The sequence below is a fragment of the Streptomyces sp. NPDC054770 genome (assembly GCF_053611985.1).
The window spans coordinates 92485-107706 of sequence record NZ_JBSHBL010000004.1; the positions used below are offsets into that span (position 1 = coordinate 92485).

Genomic DNA, 15222 nt, shown 5'->3' on the forward strand with positions numbered 1-15222 from the left:
ACATGTTCAAAAGCAGGTCTACAGTCATCCCTGTCAGCGTTTTGAACGCGTTCAAGAAGGGGTGGGGCATGGACCGCACGGTCATCGCCTACGTCATCTACCTGGTCGTCAGCATCGGTCTGACCATCTGGGTGGCCCGCACGCTCAGCCGCAACGGGCGGATCTTCCTCTCCGACGTCCTGCACGGCAACGAGCAGCTCGCCGACGCCGTCAACCACCTTCTGGTGGTCGGCTTCTACCTGGTCAACCTGGGCTTCGTCGCGCTCTACCTGCACACCAGCGACACCATCGAGGACACCCGGGGCATCTTCGAGGCACTGTCGTCCAAGCTCGGGGTCGTGCTGCTGGTGCTCGGCGTGATGCACCTCGGCAACGTCTACGTGCTCAACCGGATACGGCGGCGCGGGATCATGGAGAAGGAACAGCTCCCGCCGGTCCCGCCGCAGGGCTGGACCGCGCCGGCGGCCGGGGCGTGAGCACCGTGACCGCGACCGCCGACCGGGGCGCCGTGCGCGTCCCGGTCCACGGGCTCACCGTGCTCTACGACGCCGAGTGCTCCCTCTGCACCCACCTGCGCGACTGGCTGGTCCGGCAGCCGCAGCTGGTCCCGCTCACCCTCGTGCCCGCCGGATCGGACGAGGCCCGGGCCCGCTTCCCCGACCTCGATCACTCGGCCACCTTCGACGAGGTCACCGTCGTCGGCGACTCGGGACAGGTCTACCGGGACACCGCCGCGTGGATCGTCGTGCTGTGGGCGCTGCGGGAGCAGCGGCCCCTTGCCCACCGGCTGAGCACGCCGGCCGGGGCCCGGCTGGCCCGGGGCGCGGTGCTCGCCGCCTCCTGGTGGCGGGGCGGCCAGGGCAGCGGGAAGTCCTTCCGGCGGGAGGACGGGTGGCTGTACGAGCCCGGTATCGGGTGGATCTACGACCCGCCGGGCTGTGCCGGCGGCGCCTGCGCCACTCGTTAGGCTCTGTCCGTGTCCGCGAAGAACGACGGTCCCGTCGAGGCCGGTGCCCAGAGCAAGTCCGAGCAGACCCGCGCGCTGATCCTGGAGACGGCGATGCGGCTGTTCCGGGAGCGGGGCTACGAGAAGACCACCATGCGGGCCATCGCCACGGAGGCCGGGGTCTCCGTCGGCAACGCCTACTACTACTTTGCCGGCAAGGAACACCTGATCCAGGGCTTCTACGACCAGCTCGCCGCCGAGCACCGGCTGGCGGTCCGCGAGGTCCTGGAACGGGAGACCGACCTGGAGGCGAGGCTCACGGGGGTGCTGAAGGTGTGGCTGGACATCGCCCGGCCGTACCACGAGTTCGCGGTCCACTTCTTCAAGAACGCCGCCGATCCCGACAGCCCGCTCAGCCCGTTCTCCCCGGAGAGCGAGCACGCGCGCGAGGAGGCGATCCGCGTGCACCGCGAGGTGCTGGCCGGGGCGAAGACGAAGGTCGCCCCCGAACTGCGGGACGTGCTGCCCGAGTTGATGTGGCTCTCGCAGATGGGCCTGGTCCTGTACTGGATCTTCGACCGGACCGAGGACAGCGAGCGCAGCTACCGGCTCGCCGAACGGGGGGCCCGGCTGACCGCGCGGGGGGTGTCCCTCGCGCGGTTCCGGGTGCTGCGGCCGCTGGTCCTGGAGGTCCACGAGCTGTTCACGGACTTCCTGCCGGGGATGACGCGGGTACTGCCGGATCCAGCGGTCAAGGCGAAAGGCCAGTGATCACTTTCGGGTGAACGGTATCGAACGGGACACCGAGGGTGCCCCGTGCCTACGATGATGCTCTCGACACCAGCCCATGGGAGGCACGTGATGTCCGCAGCAGCTGTCGAGCGGCCGCACAAGGAGTGGTCGCTGATCGCCGAAGCGAACCACATCATGGAGAGCATTCCGGGCCTCCGCGTCGAGATCATCGGAGACCAGATTCTCGTGAGCCCCGCACCGGACGGCCCTCACTCCGAGGCCCTGATGTTGTTCGCCGCCCCGTTCATGAATCTGGGCCTGGTGCGGGCGCTTCCCGGCATCGGTCTCTGGCTGCCCAGCGGCCCCGAGGACTACGCGATCCCTGATCTCTCGGTGGTCGACGACGACTACCGCGATCACCTGGTGGAGAACAGCTGCTACGACCCGACGTGCTTCCGCCTGGTGATGGAAGTCACGTCCAGTAACTGGAAGACCGATCTACAGGTCAAGGTCACCTATTACGCCAAGTCCCGGATCCCCGTCTACGTCATTGTCGACCGCAAGCACCAGCGCGTCCACGTACTGACCGATCCAGCCGGGGGTCGATACGGCCACCACGGGATCCACAGCCCCGGGGAGCTCGTCACGCTCCCCGAGTCCGTGGGCGGCAAGGTTGTACTGGATGTCGAGCGAATCCTCAAAGCCGGGCTCAGCTGAGCTAGTTGACCGCGTCCACCTCCCCCTCCACCAGCTCCACGTCGTACACCACCGGCCCCTCCGCCACCGTCACATGCCGGGCCTTCGAGCCGTACGACGATGACGTCACCGCCAGCAGATACGCGCCGGGCGCCGGTACCGACACGATGTAGGAGCCGTCCGCCAGGGACGTCACCCGGTCCAGTTGGCGGCCGCCCTTGGACATCAGGGTGACCGAGGCCGCTTCCAGCGGGTCGCCGTCCGGTGTGCGGACGAAGCCGTGGATCGCCGTGGCCGGGCCGGTGGGCCCGGCCGGCTCCGGGGCGGCCGTCTCCTGCGGTTCCACCGCGAGGTGCGGGAGCCGCCTGTCCAGCCAGGCCGGCAGCCACCAGTTGGAGCGGCCCAGCAGGTGCATCGCCGCCGGGACCAGGGCCGTACGGAGAATGAAGGCGTCCAGGGCGACCGCGGCCGCAAGGCCCACGCCCGCCATCGCCGCGCCCGAGTCGCCGCTCAGGACGAAGGCCAGGAAGACGCAGACCATGATCAGGGCCGCGCTGTTGATGACCCGGCTGGTCTCCGCGAGGCCGACCCGGACCGCCCGCGCGTTGTCCTTCGTGTGCACCCACTCCTCGTGCATCCGGCTCACCAGGAACACCTGGTAGTCCATGGAGAGGCCGAAGAGCAGGGAGAGCATGATGACCGGGAGGAAGGCGTTGATCGGGCCCTCCTTGCCGAGGCCCAGCAGGTCCAGGCCCCAGCCCCACTGGAAGACCGCCACCAGCACGCCGAAGGAGGCCGCCGCCGCGATCAGGTTCATCAGGGCGGCCGTCAGCGGGACGACCAGGGAGCGGAAGGCGACCAGGAGCAGCAGGAAGCCCAGCGTGATGATCGTCGCGATGAACAGGGGCAATCGGTCGCCGGTGACGGAGGCGAAGTCCTTGGAGACCGCCGTCACCCCGCCGACGTGGGCCTGCGCGCCCGCCTTCGGGATCACCCGGTCGCGGATCGTGTCGATCAGGTCGTCCGTCGCCTTGGACTGCGGGGACGTGGTCGGGACCACCTGGATGACCGTGACGCCCTGGGACGGAGGCAGCTCGGCGACCTGGGCGACCCCCGGGGCCGACTGCAGTCCCTGGACCAGCTTCGCCGTGTCGCCGCCGACGCTGACCACCTGGAGGGGGCCGTTGAAGCCGGGCCCGAAGCCCTCGGCGAGCAGGTCGTAGGCCTTCCTGGTGGTCGTGGACGCGTCGTCGTTGCCCTGGTCGGTGGCGCCGAGGCGGAGCGAGAGGACCGGGATGGCGAGGACCGCCATGACCACCACCGCGATCGCGGCGATGCGCCTCGGCCGCTTCTCGACGTTCGCCGACCAGCGGGCCGCCAGGCCGCTCGCCCTCTCCGGCTCGGGGCCCTCGGCGGCCAGCCGGCGGCGCTGGCGGCGGCTGAGGACGCGCGGACCGAGGAAGCCGAGCAGGGCCGGGAGGAGGGTGGTGGCCGCGAGGACGCTCAGCACGACCGTGAGGGACGTGCCGATCACCACGCCGTCCAGGAAGCGCAGCCGCGTGACCAGCATGCCGGCCAGGGCTATGCAGACCGTGCCGCCCGCGAACAGCACCGCCCGGCCGGAGGTGTTGAGGGCGGTGACCGCCGACTCCTCGGGGTCCAGGCCGCGCAGGATGCCGCGCCGGTGCCGGGTGACGATGAACAGGGCGTAGTCGATGCCGACGCCGAGGCCGATCAGGGAGGCCAGCAGCGGGGCGATGTCGGGGATGTCGGTGGTGTGGCTGAGCAACTGGGTGGAGAACAGGCCCATGCCGACGCCGAAGACGGCGATCGCGATGGGCAGGGTCATCGCGAAGAACGAGCCGAAGGCCAGGAAGAGCACGACGGCGGCCGCGATGATGCCGACCATCTCGGAGAGGCCCTGCGGCGGCTCCTGGACGCGCTGGATGGCCTGGCCGCCCAACTCGACCTGGAGGCCGCCCCGTTCGGCGGCCTGCGCGGTGTCGAGGACCTTCTGCACCTGCTCCTTGGGGATTTCGTTCGCGCGCTTGGTGAAGGTCAGCTGCGCGTAGGCGATCGTGCCGTCCTTGCTGATCTGCGCCGACCCCCGGGCGCCGGCGTAGGGGCTGGTGACCGCGCCCACGCCGGGCAGCTTCGCGATCGTGTCCAGGGCCGGCCGGACGCGGTCCTGGACCGCCTGGTCCCGCACCGAGCCGCTGTCGACCTTCCACACCACCGTGTCCGTGTCACCGGAGGTGTTCGGGAAGGCCTTCTCCATCAGGTCGTACGCGCTCTTGGAGTCCGTGTCGGGGAGGGAGAACACGTTCGCGTAGTTCGTGCCCGCCGCCGAGGCCGAGAAGCCCACGCCGACGAGTGCCCCCACCCACAGCAACAGGACCACCAGCCGGTGCCGATAGCACCACCGTGCCAATGCCGTCACGCTCAACAGCTCCTTGTCGTAGATCACTTCGGTCGGTTGGTCCCCCAGGTCCTGGGCAACAGGATTGGATGCCGGCCGCGCGCCGGGACACGGGGCGCGCATGACTCTCAAGGAACTCCAAAGCTGCGCGACCCCCGCTGTCGGTGGCGGCGCCGATACTGGGGGCATGACGGCTCCAGGCAGCACCGTGCTGATCGTGGAGGACGAGCCGAGCATCGCGGACGTCCTCGCCATCGCCCTGCGCTACCACCGGTTCGAGGTGATGACGGCCGGTACGGTCCGCGACGCCCTCGCGCTGGCCGAGCGCACCCGGCCCGACGCGGCCCTGCTCGACGTGATGCTGCCGGACGGCGACGGCCGCGCCCTGGGCCGTGAACTGCGCGCCCGGCGGCCGGACCTGGCGCTGGTGTTCCTCACCGCGCGGGACGCCCCGGCGGAGATAGTCGGGGCGCTCGGCTACGGCGACGACTACATCACCAAGCCGTTCAACATCGACGAGGTCGTCGCCCGGATCGGCGCCGTACTGCGCCGCACCCGCCCGGCCGACGTCATCCAGCAGCACCCGCCGCTGCGCTACGGCGACCTGGAGCTGGACGAGACGACGTACTCGGTGCACCGCGCCGGCCGCACGGTCGAGCTGACCCCGACCGAGTACGCGCTGCTGCGCTTCCTGGTGCGCAACGGCGGCCGGATCGTGCCGAAGGAGCAACTGCTCAAGCACGTCTGGCAGTACGAGCACGTACCGTCCGAGTCGACCGTCGTGGAGACCTACATCAGCTATCTGCGGCGCAAGCTCGACGCCCTGGGAGCGCCGGTGATCACCACCCGGCGGGGTGTCGGATACGGCCTGACATGAGCCTCGGCAAGCGCCGGCACCGGCACGGACTGCACTCGCTGCGCGGCAAGCTCACCCTGGCCAACGTGGGGCTGCTCGCCGTCGGCATCGTGGTGGCGACCACCGTGAGCATCATGGGCATGCGGCTGTACCTGCTCGACCAGGTGGACTCCGAGCTGCTCAAGATGCGTACGTCGCTGGGGAGTTCGAAACTGACACTGCGGCAGGTGGACTCGCTGGGCGCGCTCGGCGTGATCCGCGACCGGATCACCCCCACCGAGTCCGACCCGACCCCGGACTCGATCTTCACGGTCATCGACGCCAAGGGCGACGCGATCTCCGTCCTCGGCATGAAACCGACCGAGGCCCAGCGCTCCCTCGCGGCCGCCGTGTCCGACCCGCGCGCCCTCGCCACCGCGCCCGACCCGCACGACATCGACGTGCACGGGGCGACCTACCGGGTGACGGCGACCCGGCTCGCCGACGGCCCCTACATCCTGCTGGCCGACTCGACCGAGCTGCTGCACCAGGGCATAGCCAAGGCGCTCAGGCTGGACTTCGCGGTCGGCACGCTGCTGCTCGCGCTGCTGTGCTGCCTGACCATGTACAGCGTGCGGCAACGGCTGCGGCCGCTGGAGGACATGGTGGAGACCTCGTCGGCGATCGCCGAGGGCGACCTGACCCGGCGGGTGCCCTCCAGCCAGCATCCGACGGAGGAGGTCGAGCAGCTGCGGCTCGCCCTCAACGCCATGCTGCACCAGGTGGAGACCGCCTACCGGACCCGTGAGCGCAGCGCGGCCCAGCTGCGCCGGTTCGTCGGCGACGCCTCGCACGAGCTGCGGACGCCGCTGGCCGCCATCAGGGGCTATCTCCAGCTGTACGACAAGGGGATGCTGAGCGATCCCGGGGAGCGGCGGCGGGCCTGGGGCCGGATGCACGGGGAGGTGGACCGGATGGGCCGCCTGGTGGACGAACTGCTGCTGCTCGCGCGGCTCGACCAGCGGCCGGAGATCCGGTTCCGGAACGTCGACGTGAGCCGGCTGGTGCGGGACGCGGCGGAGGACCTGCGGGCGCAGCAGCCGGGGCGGCCGGTGGCCGTGGAGGCCGACGGGGCGGTACTGGTGCGGGCGGACGAGTCGGGGCTGCGGCAGGTGCTGGGGAACCTGATGGCCAACGTGCGGATCCATACGCCCTGTGACGCCGCCGTGCGGTTGGGGGTGGAGCGGGCGGACGGGGTGGTGCGGGTGTGCGTGGCCGACGAGGGGCCGGGGCTGGGGGAAGAGGACGCGGGGCGGATCTTCGACCGGTTCTTCCGGGTGGGGAGCGCGGAGGGGAGCGGGCTGGGGATGGCGATCGTGCAGGGGGTGGTGGAGGCGCACGGGGGTGAGGTGTGCGTGCGGACGGCGCCTGGGGAGGGGCTGGCGGTGACGGTGACGTTGCGCTGTGTCTGAGTTTCGGGTGCGGGTGCGTTGTGGCTGGTCGCGCAGTGCAACGCCCTTCTTTCAGGGGCGCGGGGAACTGCGCGAGCAACCACGACGGCGCCGCAGCCGCGAATAGCTACGGGTCGACCGAGATCAACGCCCAGACGGTCTTGCCGTGGCTCCCTCTGCTCCACACCCCCCACGCCGCCGCGACCGTCTCGACCAGATGCAGGCCCCGGCCCGTCTCGTCGTCGTCCCTCACGATCCGCAGCCTGGGCTCTACGCGGCCCTCGTCCGAGACCTCTATCAGGCAGGAGCCGTCGGCCAGGGCGGTCACCGCCACCTCGAACTCCCGTTCTCGCAAGGGACCGTGGCGGACGACGTTGGTGGCGAGTTCGGAGACGAGGAGCAGGGCGTCGCCGACCGCCGGGGCGTCCGGGCCGTGCCCCCAGGCGGCCAGGTGGTCCCGGACCCGGTGCCGGGCCAGGCCGACCGAGGCCGGGTGCCGGGGGAGCCGGAAGGCGTTGCGTCTCAGCACGCCCGTCAGATCCAGTTGAGGCTCCACAGGCGGAACACGCCCGTGCTGTCCGTGAGGTACTGCGCCCCGCCCACGTCCTCGCTGCTGAGGACGTAGTCGGTGCGCTGCCACAGCGGGATCAGCGGGACGTCGTCCGCCACGTCCGTCTGGACGGTGCGGAAGTCCTGCTCGGCCCGGCTGCGGTCGGCGTACTGCTGGCTGTTCTGGAGGAGGTGGTCGACGGCCTTGTTGCTGTAGCCGGTGCTCATCACGGAGTCGCTGCCGACCAGGGAGGCACCGAAGGTGTCCGGGTCGGGGTAGTCGGCGACCCAGCCGACCGCCCAGGCGTCCATCTTCCCCTGGGCCCACGACTTCTGGAAGTCGGTCCACTCGTACCCCTTGACGTCGACCTTGAACAGGCCGCCCGCCTCCAGCTGCTTCTTCAGCGCGGCGGCCTCCTCGGCTCCCGCGCCGTGGCCGATGCCGTAGCCGAAGGAGAACGTGACGGGGGTGCTGACGCCGGCCTCCGTCAGGAGCGCCTTCGCCTTGGCGACGCTCTGGGTCGGGTAGATGTCGAAGAAGGACGTGGTGTGGCCGGTGAGACCGCTCGGGATCAGCGAGTACAGCGGCTCCACCGTGCCGTCGTACACGGTCGAGGCCAGCTCCTCGCGGTTGACCAGCCAGGCGATGGCCCGGCGGACCAGTACGTCGTGCAGGGGCGAGTTCTTGCGGGTGTTCAGGTACAGGTTGCGGGTCTCGGAGCTGTCCGACTCCAGGACGCGCTGGTCGGGGTCGCTCGGCGAGAGCTTGGAGACCATGCCGGGCGGCAGCGTCCGGGTCGCCACGTCGACCTGCTTGGCCTTGTACGCACTGGCGAGCTTGGCCGAGTCGGCGTAGTAGCGCAGTTCGATCGGGCGGCCGGTGCCGCTCAGCTCGCCCTTGTAGTTGCCGTTGGGCCGCAGGGTCGCCTGCTTGTCCTTCGTGTACGACGCCAGGGTGTACGGGCCGGTGCCGTCCACCGCGTTGTCGGTGCGCAGCTTGTCCGCCGGGTACTTGTCCTTGTCGACGATCGCGCCGGCGCCGGTGGCCAGCTTGAACGGGAACGTCGCGTCCGGGGACGACAGGTGGAAGGTGACGGTCTTGCCGGAGGCGGTCACCGAACCGAGCGTCGAGAGCAGGGAGGCCGGGCCGACATCCGAGTTGATCTTCTTGACCCGGTCGAAGGAGTACTTCACGTCCTCGGCGGTCATCGCCCGGCCGCTCGGGAAGCTGATTCCGTCGCGCACCACGCAGCGGTACGTCCGGAGGCCGGAGTCCGTGAACGCACAGCTCTGGGCGGCGTCCGGGACCGGCTGGACACCGCCGGGCTCGAACGTCAACAGTGTCTGGAAGACGTTGTTGAACAGCGCCCAGGAACCGGCGTCGTAGGCGCCGGCCGGGTCGAGCGAGGTGACGGCGTCGGTCGTGCCGACGGTGATCGTCTTGTTCTTGTTCTGCTGCGACGGCAGCAACTGCCAGCCGCCGATTCCCACGACCGCCAGAACGACAAGTGTCACGAGAATCCGCATGCGAACAGATCGCACGGTCGGTGCCCTCCCCAGGACCAGCACGGGTCCGTCCGGGCCCTACCCAGGCCCTCCACAAGTGCCACTCCCCTAAGTGACGCGGCTCACCTAATCACAGGTGTTTCATGTGGGGGAAGAGTGATCTGACTAGATGAGGAAGAACTTACCGAGGGCTTGTTTCCCCCGGATTTCACAGCTCCTCCACAGCGAGTGCGAGGCGGTTTCGGTCAGGCCTGTTTCGACGCGAGTTCGATGACCGTGATGTCCGACGGGGCGCCCACCCGGGTGGGCGGGCCCCAGGCGCCGGCCCCCCGGGAGACATAGAGCTGGGTGTCGCCGTAGCGGTCCAGACCGGCGACGGTCGGGTTGGCCGCCGCCGCGATGAAGTTGCCCGGCCAGAGCTGGCCGCCGTGGGTGTGGCCGGAGAGCTGGAGGTCGACGTGGTGCCGGACGGCCTCGTGGATCTGGACGGGCTGGTGGGCGAGGAGCACGCAGGCGCGGGCGGGGTCGCGGCCGGCCAGGGCACGGTCGAAATCGGGGCCCTGGCCTGTGCTTTCGCCGGCGATGTCGTTCACTCCGGCGAGGTCGAAACCGGCCAGTTCGGTGCGGGCGTTCTCCAGGGGGTGCAGACCCAGGGTCCGGACCTCCTCGACCCACTGCCGGGCACCGGAGAAGTACTCGTGGTTGCCGGTGACGAAGTAGCTGCCGTGGCGTGCGGAGAGCTGGGCCAGGGGGGCCGCGGCGGGGCCGAGGTCCTGCACGCTGCCGTCGACCAGGTCGCCGACCACCGCGATCAGGTCGGGCTGGGTGGCGTTGATCGTGTCGACGACCCGCTGCGCGAAGCCGCGGCCGAGGATGGGGCCGAGGTGGATGTCGCTCACGACGGCGATGCGGTAACCGTGGGCGGCGCGGGGGAGTTTGGCCAGCGGGACGGTGACGCGTTTCACGCGCGGGCCGCGCAGGACGCCGTAGGTGCCGTAGCCGACGGTGGCTGTGGCGGCGGTGGCGGCTGCGCCGCCGATTACCCGGGAGACGAAGAGGCGGCGGGAGGGTGCGGGGGTGAGGGTGGGGGTGAGGGCGGGACTTTCGGTGCGGGTGAGTTGTTTCAGGGGTGGTTCGGTGGGTGGGGACAGTGGCGCGTCGTGGGGGCTGGGCGCGCAGTTCCCCGCGCCCCTGACGGGGCGCTCAGCGTCCCGGCGTTTCAGAAGGCGGCTCAGTAGCGGTCTCAGCGCCTCTCCCGCCGCCACCGCCAGCAGCAGGTACAGGGACAGGACCATCCACAGAAAGCCCGGCCAGGCGAGGGTGCGCTGGAGGAGGAACGGGGCGTGGCCCACCTCTGCGAACAGGGCCGCGAACATCAGTACCGGGCCGACGACGAACACGGCCGTGCCGATCCGGCGGGGCCATCCCCGCCCCGTGGTCGTGTCGCGCACCAGGCGGCGCCACAGGTACCAGTACAGCGCCGTCACCACGGCCAGGGCGAGGAGCCCGAAGACGATGATCACCGTGCCGTGCCTCTTCCGGTGCCGTTGCTATGACGTGTGGCGCAGTGCGCGGACTCCGCGCAACCCGATGACCCCGATGACCGTCCCCAATACGAAGGACACGACGGCCAGCGTCAGGTGGATCCAGAAGTACGCCGTGGGATGGCCGTTGTCGAAGGCGAGCCCGCTGCCGTCCTTGACGAGGTTCTTGACGAAAGTGATCCAGATGAACCAGCTCCACACCCCGAACACGAGCAGGAACCAGGAGACCGGACGGCTGAGTTTCACAGAGACAGACCTTTCGTCACCACGCCGGGCGCCCACAGCCGACCGAACCGGCCGGGGGTCCGGCCCGTCGCGCAGCGACAAAGAGCCGCCGCGCCCCCCGGGTGAGCACAGCATGCGTTCAGTATCTCCGGCGGCTGTCCGGTTCCGGTTCCGGGGTGGGGTCGGTGACGGGACTTCGGCCTTTGGGACGGGTACGTTCTCGTCCGTGCCCGCTCCGAAACCGAAGGCCAGTCGCGTTCTGCTGGTCACCTCCGCCGCCCTGCTGTCCCTGTCGCTCACCGCGCCGGCCGCGCTCGCCGCGCCGACCCCGTCCACGACCCCGTCGGCCACTCCCCCGGCGGGCATGTCGACGGTCGGCGGTACCCGGCTCGGGCAGCCCGGTACCCAGGTGAACCTGGCCGCCGGGGTGCCGGTGCTGCCGAAGGACATCACGGCGCGTTCCTGGATCGTCTCCGACGCCGAGTCGGGCGAGGTGCTCGCCGCGCACAACGCGCACTGGCGGCTGCCCCCGGCGAGCACTCTGAAGATGCTGTTCGCGGACACCGTGCTGCCGCGGTTCCCGAAGTCGACCCCGCACAAGGTGGTGCCGACCGATCTCGCGGGCATGGGCGCCGGTTCCAGCCTGGTGGGGATAAAGGAGGGCCAGACCTACACGGTCCGCGACCTCTGGCTCGGGGTGTTCCTGCGTTCCGGCAACGACGCCGTGCATGTGCTGTCCGCGATGAACGGCGGGGTCGAGCAGACCGTCCGGGACATGCAGGACCACGCGGACGAGCTGCAGGCGCTGGACACCCATGTGGTGAGCCCGGACGGCTACGACCAGCCGGGGCAGGTGTCGTCGGCGTACGACCTGTCGCTGTTCGCGCGTTCCGGGCTGCAGAAGGCGGACTTCCGGGAGTACTGCTCGACCGTGCGGGCCAGTTTCCCGGGCGACACGACGAAGAACGCGAAGGGCAAGTCGGTCCGCGGGTCCTTCGAGATCCAGAACACCAACCGGCTGCTGAGCGGTGACACCGACGTCCCGGTGTACCAGGGCATCGCCGGGGTGAAGAACGGCAACACCACCAACGCGGGCGCCACCTTCACCGGGGTCGCCGAGCGGAACGGCCGGGTGCTCCTGGTCACCGCGATGAACCCGGAGAACAAGCAGCACAACGAGGTCTACAAGGAGACCGCCAAGCTGTTCGACTGGGGCTTCCAGGCGGCCGGCAAGGTGACGCCGGTGGGTGAGCTGGTGCCGCCCAAGGGGGCCGTGGGTGCCAGTGCCCAGCCGTCGGCCACCGCCGTCGGGAAGGACGCCGGCGCGAGTTCGAAGCCGGTGGCCGCCGCCTCCGCACAGGGCTCCGGCGGGATCGGGGTCGCGCTGGCGATCGCGGGCGGGGCGCTGGTGCTGCTGATGGGCGCGGTGTTCCTGGTCAACCGCCGTTGGCCGCTGCCGGAGCTGGTGCGTCGGCGGACTCGTCCCTGACCCCGTTGCCGCTCTCCTCCGCCGTCCAGGCGGCGCAGAACAGCACTATTTTCGCCGTGAAGTTGATCCACAGCAGCAGGGCCACCGGGACGCCGAACGCGCCGTACATGCTCTTTCCGGCGATGCCCTGCATGTAGCCGCTGAGCAGCAGTTTGAGGAGTTCGAAGCCGACCGCGCCGATCAAGGCCGCGACCAGCAGGCGGCGGCGCGGCGGTTCGACGCCGGGCAGCAGGGTGAGGACGTAGAGCAGGAGCAGGAAGTCGGCGGTCACGGCGACGACGAAGGCGATGGTACGGAGCAGGAGGCTGCCCCAGCTGTGTTCGGCGATGCCGAGTTGCCCGGCCACCCAGCCGACCGCCGCCGAGGCGATCGTGGACACGGCGAGCGTGACGAGCACCGCGCCGCCGAAGCCGATCAGGATCACACCGTCCTTGGCCTTGGCGAGGATCGGGTTCTGGTCCTTGTCGGGCAGCTGCCACACCGCGCGCAGGCAGTCCCGCATCTGGCCGACCCAGTTGATGCCGGTGAACAGCAGGACGGCACCGGCGATGAGCCCGACCGTGCCGGCGTTCTGGACCAGGGAGTGGATGTCGAGCTGGTCGGAGATGCCGGGCACCTGGTCGGCGATCTTGTTCTGGAGGTCCTTCTGCCGGGACTCGCTCAGCGTGGCGGCCCCGATCGCGGCGCCCACGGTCAGCAGCGGGAAGATCGAGATGAAGCTGATGAAGGTCATGGCGGCGGCCAGCCGGGACCACTTCACCCGGTCGAGCCGCTCGTACGACCGCCACACGTGTGTGGTCATGAGCCAGCCCACCAGGGGGCCGACGACCGGAAGTCTTCTCAGCCAGTCCATGATCCGACTCTGCCCCCTCCGCGGAACACCAATGTACGGGTACCCCAGAAGCGCAGGACCGTGGCCAGCGCCATCCCGACGACCGCCCCGGAGACGGTGTCGGCGCGCTGTGAGGTGAGGCCGAGACCGTAGTGGCTGACGGCGAGGCAGAGCAACTGGACCAGGGCGCCGGCGAGGTTCACGGCGACGAAGACGGCGTAGGGGCGGACCCCGGTCGCCCGCGCGTGCCGGTAGGTGCCGCGGGCGTTGCCGAGGTAGGCGACCGTGCATCCCGCCACGAAGGACAGGGACTTGGCGGTGAGCGGGTCGAGGGCGGCCGGTCCGCGCAGCCAGCTGAAGAGGCCGAGGTCGGCGGCGTAGGCGAGCAGGCCGGCGGTCGCGAAGCCGATCAGCTCACGCCGGTCCGTGCTCACCAGTGGGCCACCGCGAGGCCGTACATCGCCAGCCAGGCCAGGCCGATCAGGGCGAGGGCGCGGTCGCGCAGGACGACGTCCTCGGGTTCGCCGGCGGTGCCGCGGTCGGCGAAGACGGCGTACCGCAGGATCGCCAGGATGAAGGCGACCATGGACAGCTGGCGCCAGGGCAGCAGGCCGGCGGCGGGTCCGTCGCGGCCCTCCAGGGCCCACAGGCAGTAGGCGAGGACGGCGACCCCGGCGGCCAGCTGCCAGACGAAGCGGAGGTAGCCGGTGGTGTACTCGGTGAGCAGGGCGCGGGTGGCGCCCGCCTTCCCGGCCATCTGCACGGCCTCGGAGTAGCGCTTGGCCGACACCATGAAGAGCGCGCCGAAGCCGGTGGTGATCAGGAACCAGCGGGACAGCGGGATGCCGAGGGCGACCCCGCCGATCATCGCCCGCAGCAGGAAGCCGGTGGTGACGACGACGAGGTCGACGACCAGGACGTGCTTCAGGGCGACGCAGTACGCCAGTTGCATGCCCAGGTAGGCGATCAGGAGGGCGGGGACCAGGGGCGGGGTCAGCCGGACCGCGAGCAGGGGGCCCAGGACCGCGAGGGCGCCTCCCACGGCGTAGGCGACGGGGACCGGGACCTGCCCGGCGGCGACCGGGCGGCGGCACTTGACGGGGTGGGCGCGGTCGGCCTCGGCGTCCCGGGCGTCGTTGATCAGGTAGACGGCGGCGGCGCAGGCGGTGAAGAGGGCGAAGACCAGGGCGAGGCGGGCGAGCGCGGGCACCGCGAAGAGCCGTCCTGCGGCGGCCGGGGCGGCGATGACGAGGGTGTTCTTGACCCACTGCTTGGGGCGGGTGGTCCGCAGCAGGCCGAGGAGTACGCCGGGGAGGGTGACGCGGGCCCGGGCCGGCGCGGACGGCCGGGCGGAGTGGGCGCGCTGCCCATGCAGAGTCGTTTCAGCAGTCCCCTCGGCCCGCCCCTCGGCCACCCCCTCCGCGGCATGCGCGGTCTCGGTCACGCCACACCTCCGCTCATCCAGCGCGCCCCGGCCCGGGCCGTGAGCGCCCCCAGGGCCGCGCCCGCCGCCACGTCCGTCGGGAAGTGCACGCCGACGACCAGCCGGGACAGGCACATGGCGGCCGCGAGGGGGGCGAGGGCGGGCACGCCGAGCGCCCCGAAGGCGACGGCGGCGGCCGTGGCGGAGGTGGCGTGCGAGCTCGGGAAGGAGTGGAGGCCCGTGGTGGGCACCCGGTGCGCGACGTGCGTGGGGCGCGCCCGGCGCACGATCCGTTTGACGCCGATGCTGCCGAGGTGCGCGCCCGCGACGAGCGCCGTGCCACGCAACCAGGCGCCGCGCCGCGCGCCGTCCACGGCGGCCCCGGCGAGGCCCGCCGCGAGCCAGAGCGCGCCGTGCTCACCGGCGAGGGAGAGACCGCGCGCGGCCGACGCGACGCGTGGATCGGTGCCGCAGGCGTGCAGTGCGGAGAGGATCCGGTGGTCCATGTCGTCCATTGGACTCACTGTTCACCTTCACCCCGCCAAAGCTACGACCATATTGATCGACATTCGGAT

At 70.7% G+C, this 15222-nt stretch carries 16 protein-coding genes; 7 read left to right on the forward strand and 9 right to left on the reverse strand.

Going from position 1 to position 15222, the window contains the following annotated elements; genetic code table 11:
- The first annotated feature begins 68 nt into the window (after positions 1-68).
- From ACWGKQ_RS05800 to ACWGKQ_RS05815, 4 genes are all read left to right on the forward strand, one after another.
- Positions 69-476, forward strand: coding sequence for a hypothetical protein (locus ACWGKQ_RS05800; protein WP_453290610.1), 408 nt, complete (start codon positions 69-71; stop codon positions 474-476).
- Positions 473-967, forward strand: coding sequence for a thiol-disulfide oxidoreductase DCC family protein (locus ACWGKQ_RS05805; protein WP_453290611.1), 495 nt, complete (start codon positions 473-475; stop codon positions 965-967). The genes ACWGKQ_RS05800 and ACWGKQ_RS05805 overlap by 4 nt, the downstream gene beginning before the upstream one ends.
- A 9-nt stretch (positions 968-976) precedes the next feature.
- Positions 977-1717 carry a TetR family transcriptional regulator gene (locus tag ACWGKQ_RS05810; RefSeq protein WP_453290612.1) on the forward strand — a complete coding sequence of 247 codons (741 nt, stop codon included), beginning with the start codon at positions 977-979 and terminating at the stop codon, positions 1715-1717.
- Positions 1718-1807: 90 nt separating this feature from the next.
- Positions 1808-2395, forward strand: coding sequence for a Uma2 family endonuclease (locus ACWGKQ_RS05815; RefSeq protein ID WP_453290613.1), 588 nt, complete (start codon positions 1808-1810; stop codon positions 2393-2395).
- 1 nt (position 2396) lies between these two features.
- On the opposite strand, the gene ACWGKQ_RS05820 is transcribed toward ACWGKQ_RS05815, so the two are convergent.
- Positions 2397-4805 carry an MMPL family transporter gene (locus tag ACWGKQ_RS05820; protein WP_453290761.1) on the reverse strand — a complete coding sequence of 803 codons (2409 nt, stop codon included), beginning with the start codon at positions 4803-4805 and terminating at the stop codon, positions 2397-2399.
- 175 nt (positions 4806-4980) lie between these two features.
- On the opposite strand from ACWGKQ_RS05820, the gene ACWGKQ_RS05825 reads away from it, so the two are divergent.
- Complete coding sequence (locus ACWGKQ_RS05825) at positions 4981-5670, forward strand: response regulator transcription factor (RefSeq protein WP_453290614.1); 690 nt, start codon at positions 4981-4983, stop codon at positions 5668-5670.
- Positions 5667-7100, forward strand: a complete 1434-nt coding sequence (locus ACWGKQ_RS05830; RefSeq protein ID WP_453290615.1) for a sensor histidine kinase — start codon at positions 5667-5669, stop codon at positions 7098-7100. Before ACWGKQ_RS05825 ends, ACWGKQ_RS05830 begins: the two co-directional genes overlap by 4 nt.
- A 106-nt stretch (positions 7101-7206) precedes the next feature.
- On the opposite strand, the gene ACWGKQ_RS05835 is transcribed toward ACWGKQ_RS05830, so the two are convergent.
- The 4 genes from ACWGKQ_RS05835 to ACWGKQ_RS05850 all read right to left on the reverse strand — a co-directional run bounded on the left by ACWGKQ_RS05835 (position 7207) and on the right by ACWGKQ_RS05850 (position 10924).
- A complete protein-coding gene (locus ACWGKQ_RS05835) occupies positions 7207-7608 on the reverse strand; it encodes an ATP-binding protein (RefSeq protein WP_453290616.1) in 402 nt (133 codons plus the stop codon).
- A 5-nt stretch (positions 7609-7613) separates the two neighbouring features.
- Positions 7614-9155 carry an ABC transporter substrate-binding protein gene (locus ACWGKQ_RS05840; protein ID WP_453290617.1) on the reverse strand — a complete coding sequence of 514 codons (1542 nt, stop codon included), beginning with the start codon at positions 9153-9155 and terminating at the stop codon, positions 7614-7616.
- Positions 9156-9379: 224 nt separating this feature from the next.
- Positions 9380-10657, reverse strand: a complete 1278-nt coding sequence (locus ACWGKQ_RS05845) for a metallophosphoesterase (protein ID WP_453290618.1) — start codon at positions 10655-10657, stop codon at positions 9380-9382.
- A gap of 27 nt (positions 10658-10684) precedes the next feature.
- Positions 10685-10924: an SCO4848 family membrane protein gene (locus tag ACWGKQ_RS05850; protein WP_406439741.1), complete on the reverse strand. Its 240-nt coding sequence runs from the start codon at positions 10922-10924 to the stop codon at positions 10685-10687.
- Between the two features lie 205 nt (positions 10925-11129).
- Here ACWGKQ_RS05850 and ACWGKQ_RS05855 point away from each other — a divergent pair, with 205 nt between their 5' ends.
- Complete coding sequence (locus ACWGKQ_RS05855; protein WP_453290619.1) at positions 11130-12392, forward strand: D-alanyl-D-alanine carboxypeptidase family protein; 1263 nt, start codon at positions 11130-11132, stop codon at positions 12390-12392.
- Here ACWGKQ_RS05855 and ACWGKQ_RS05860 read toward each other — a convergent pair.
- Genes ACWGKQ_RS05860 through ACWGKQ_RS05875 form a run of 4 tightly spaced genes read right to left on the reverse strand, consistent with a single transcriptional unit; the run spans position 12340 to position 15162 of the window.
- A complete protein-coding gene (locus ACWGKQ_RS05860) occupies positions 12340-13245 on the reverse strand; it encodes a YihY/virulence factor BrkB family protein (RefSeq protein WP_453290620.1) in 906 nt (301 codons plus the stop codon). The genes ACWGKQ_RS05855 and ACWGKQ_RS05860 overlap by 53 nt on opposite strands.
- The gene (locus ACWGKQ_RS05865; RefSeq protein ID WP_453290621.1) at positions 13233-13658 is read right to left on the reverse strand and encodes a GtrA family protein; all 426 of its coding nucleotides are present in this window, start codon (positions 13656-13658) and stop codon (positions 13233-13235) included. Before ACWGKQ_RS05865 ends, ACWGKQ_RS05860 begins: the two co-directional genes overlap by 13 nt.
- On the reverse strand, positions 13655-14668 hold the full coding sequence (locus tag ACWGKQ_RS05870) for a decaprenyl-phosphate phosphoribosyltransferase (RefSeq protein ID WP_453290622.1): 1014 nt from the start codon (positions 14666-14668) through the stop codon (positions 13655-13657). The genes ACWGKQ_RS05865 and ACWGKQ_RS05870 overlap by 4 nt, the downstream gene beginning before the upstream one ends.
- Positions 14665-15162: a phosphatase PAP2 family protein gene (locus tag ACWGKQ_RS05875; RefSeq protein WP_453290623.1), complete on the reverse strand. Its 498-nt coding sequence runs from the start codon at positions 15160-15162 to the stop codon at positions 14665-14667. The genes ACWGKQ_RS05870 and ACWGKQ_RS05875 overlap by 4 nt, the downstream gene beginning before the upstream one ends.
- Positions 15163-15222: the final 60 nt, after the last annotated feature.

Coding starts and splice junctions, on each gene's coding strand:
- ACWGKQ_RS05800 (WP_453290610.1), top strand. CDS start 69: ATGGACCGCACGGTCATCGCCTACGTCATCTACCTGGTCGTCAGCATC.
- ACWGKQ_RS05815 (WP_453290613.1), top strand. CDS start 1,808: ATGTCCGCAGCAGCTGTCGAGCGGCCGCACAAGGAGTGGTCGCTGATC.
- ACWGKQ_RS05825 (WP_453290614.1), top strand. CDS start 4,981: ATGACGGCTCCAGGCAGCACCGTGCTGATCGTGGAGGACGAGCCGAGC.
- ACWGKQ_RS05830 (WP_453290615.1), top strand. CDS start 5,667: ATGAGCCTCGGCAAGCGCCGGCACCGGCACGGACTGCACTCGCTGCGC.
- ACWGKQ_RS05840 (WP_453290617.1), bottom strand. CDS start 9,155: ATGCGGATTCTCGTGACACTTGTCGTTCTGGCGGTCGTGGGAATCGGC.
- ACWGKQ_RS05860 (WP_453290620.1), bottom strand. CDS start 13,245: ATGGACTGGCTGAGAAGACTTCCGGTCGTCGGCCCCCTGGTGGGCTGG.
- ACWGKQ_RS05875 (WP_453290623.1), bottom strand. CDS start 15,162: ATGGACGACATGGACCACCGGATCCTCTCCGCACTGCACGCCTGCGGC.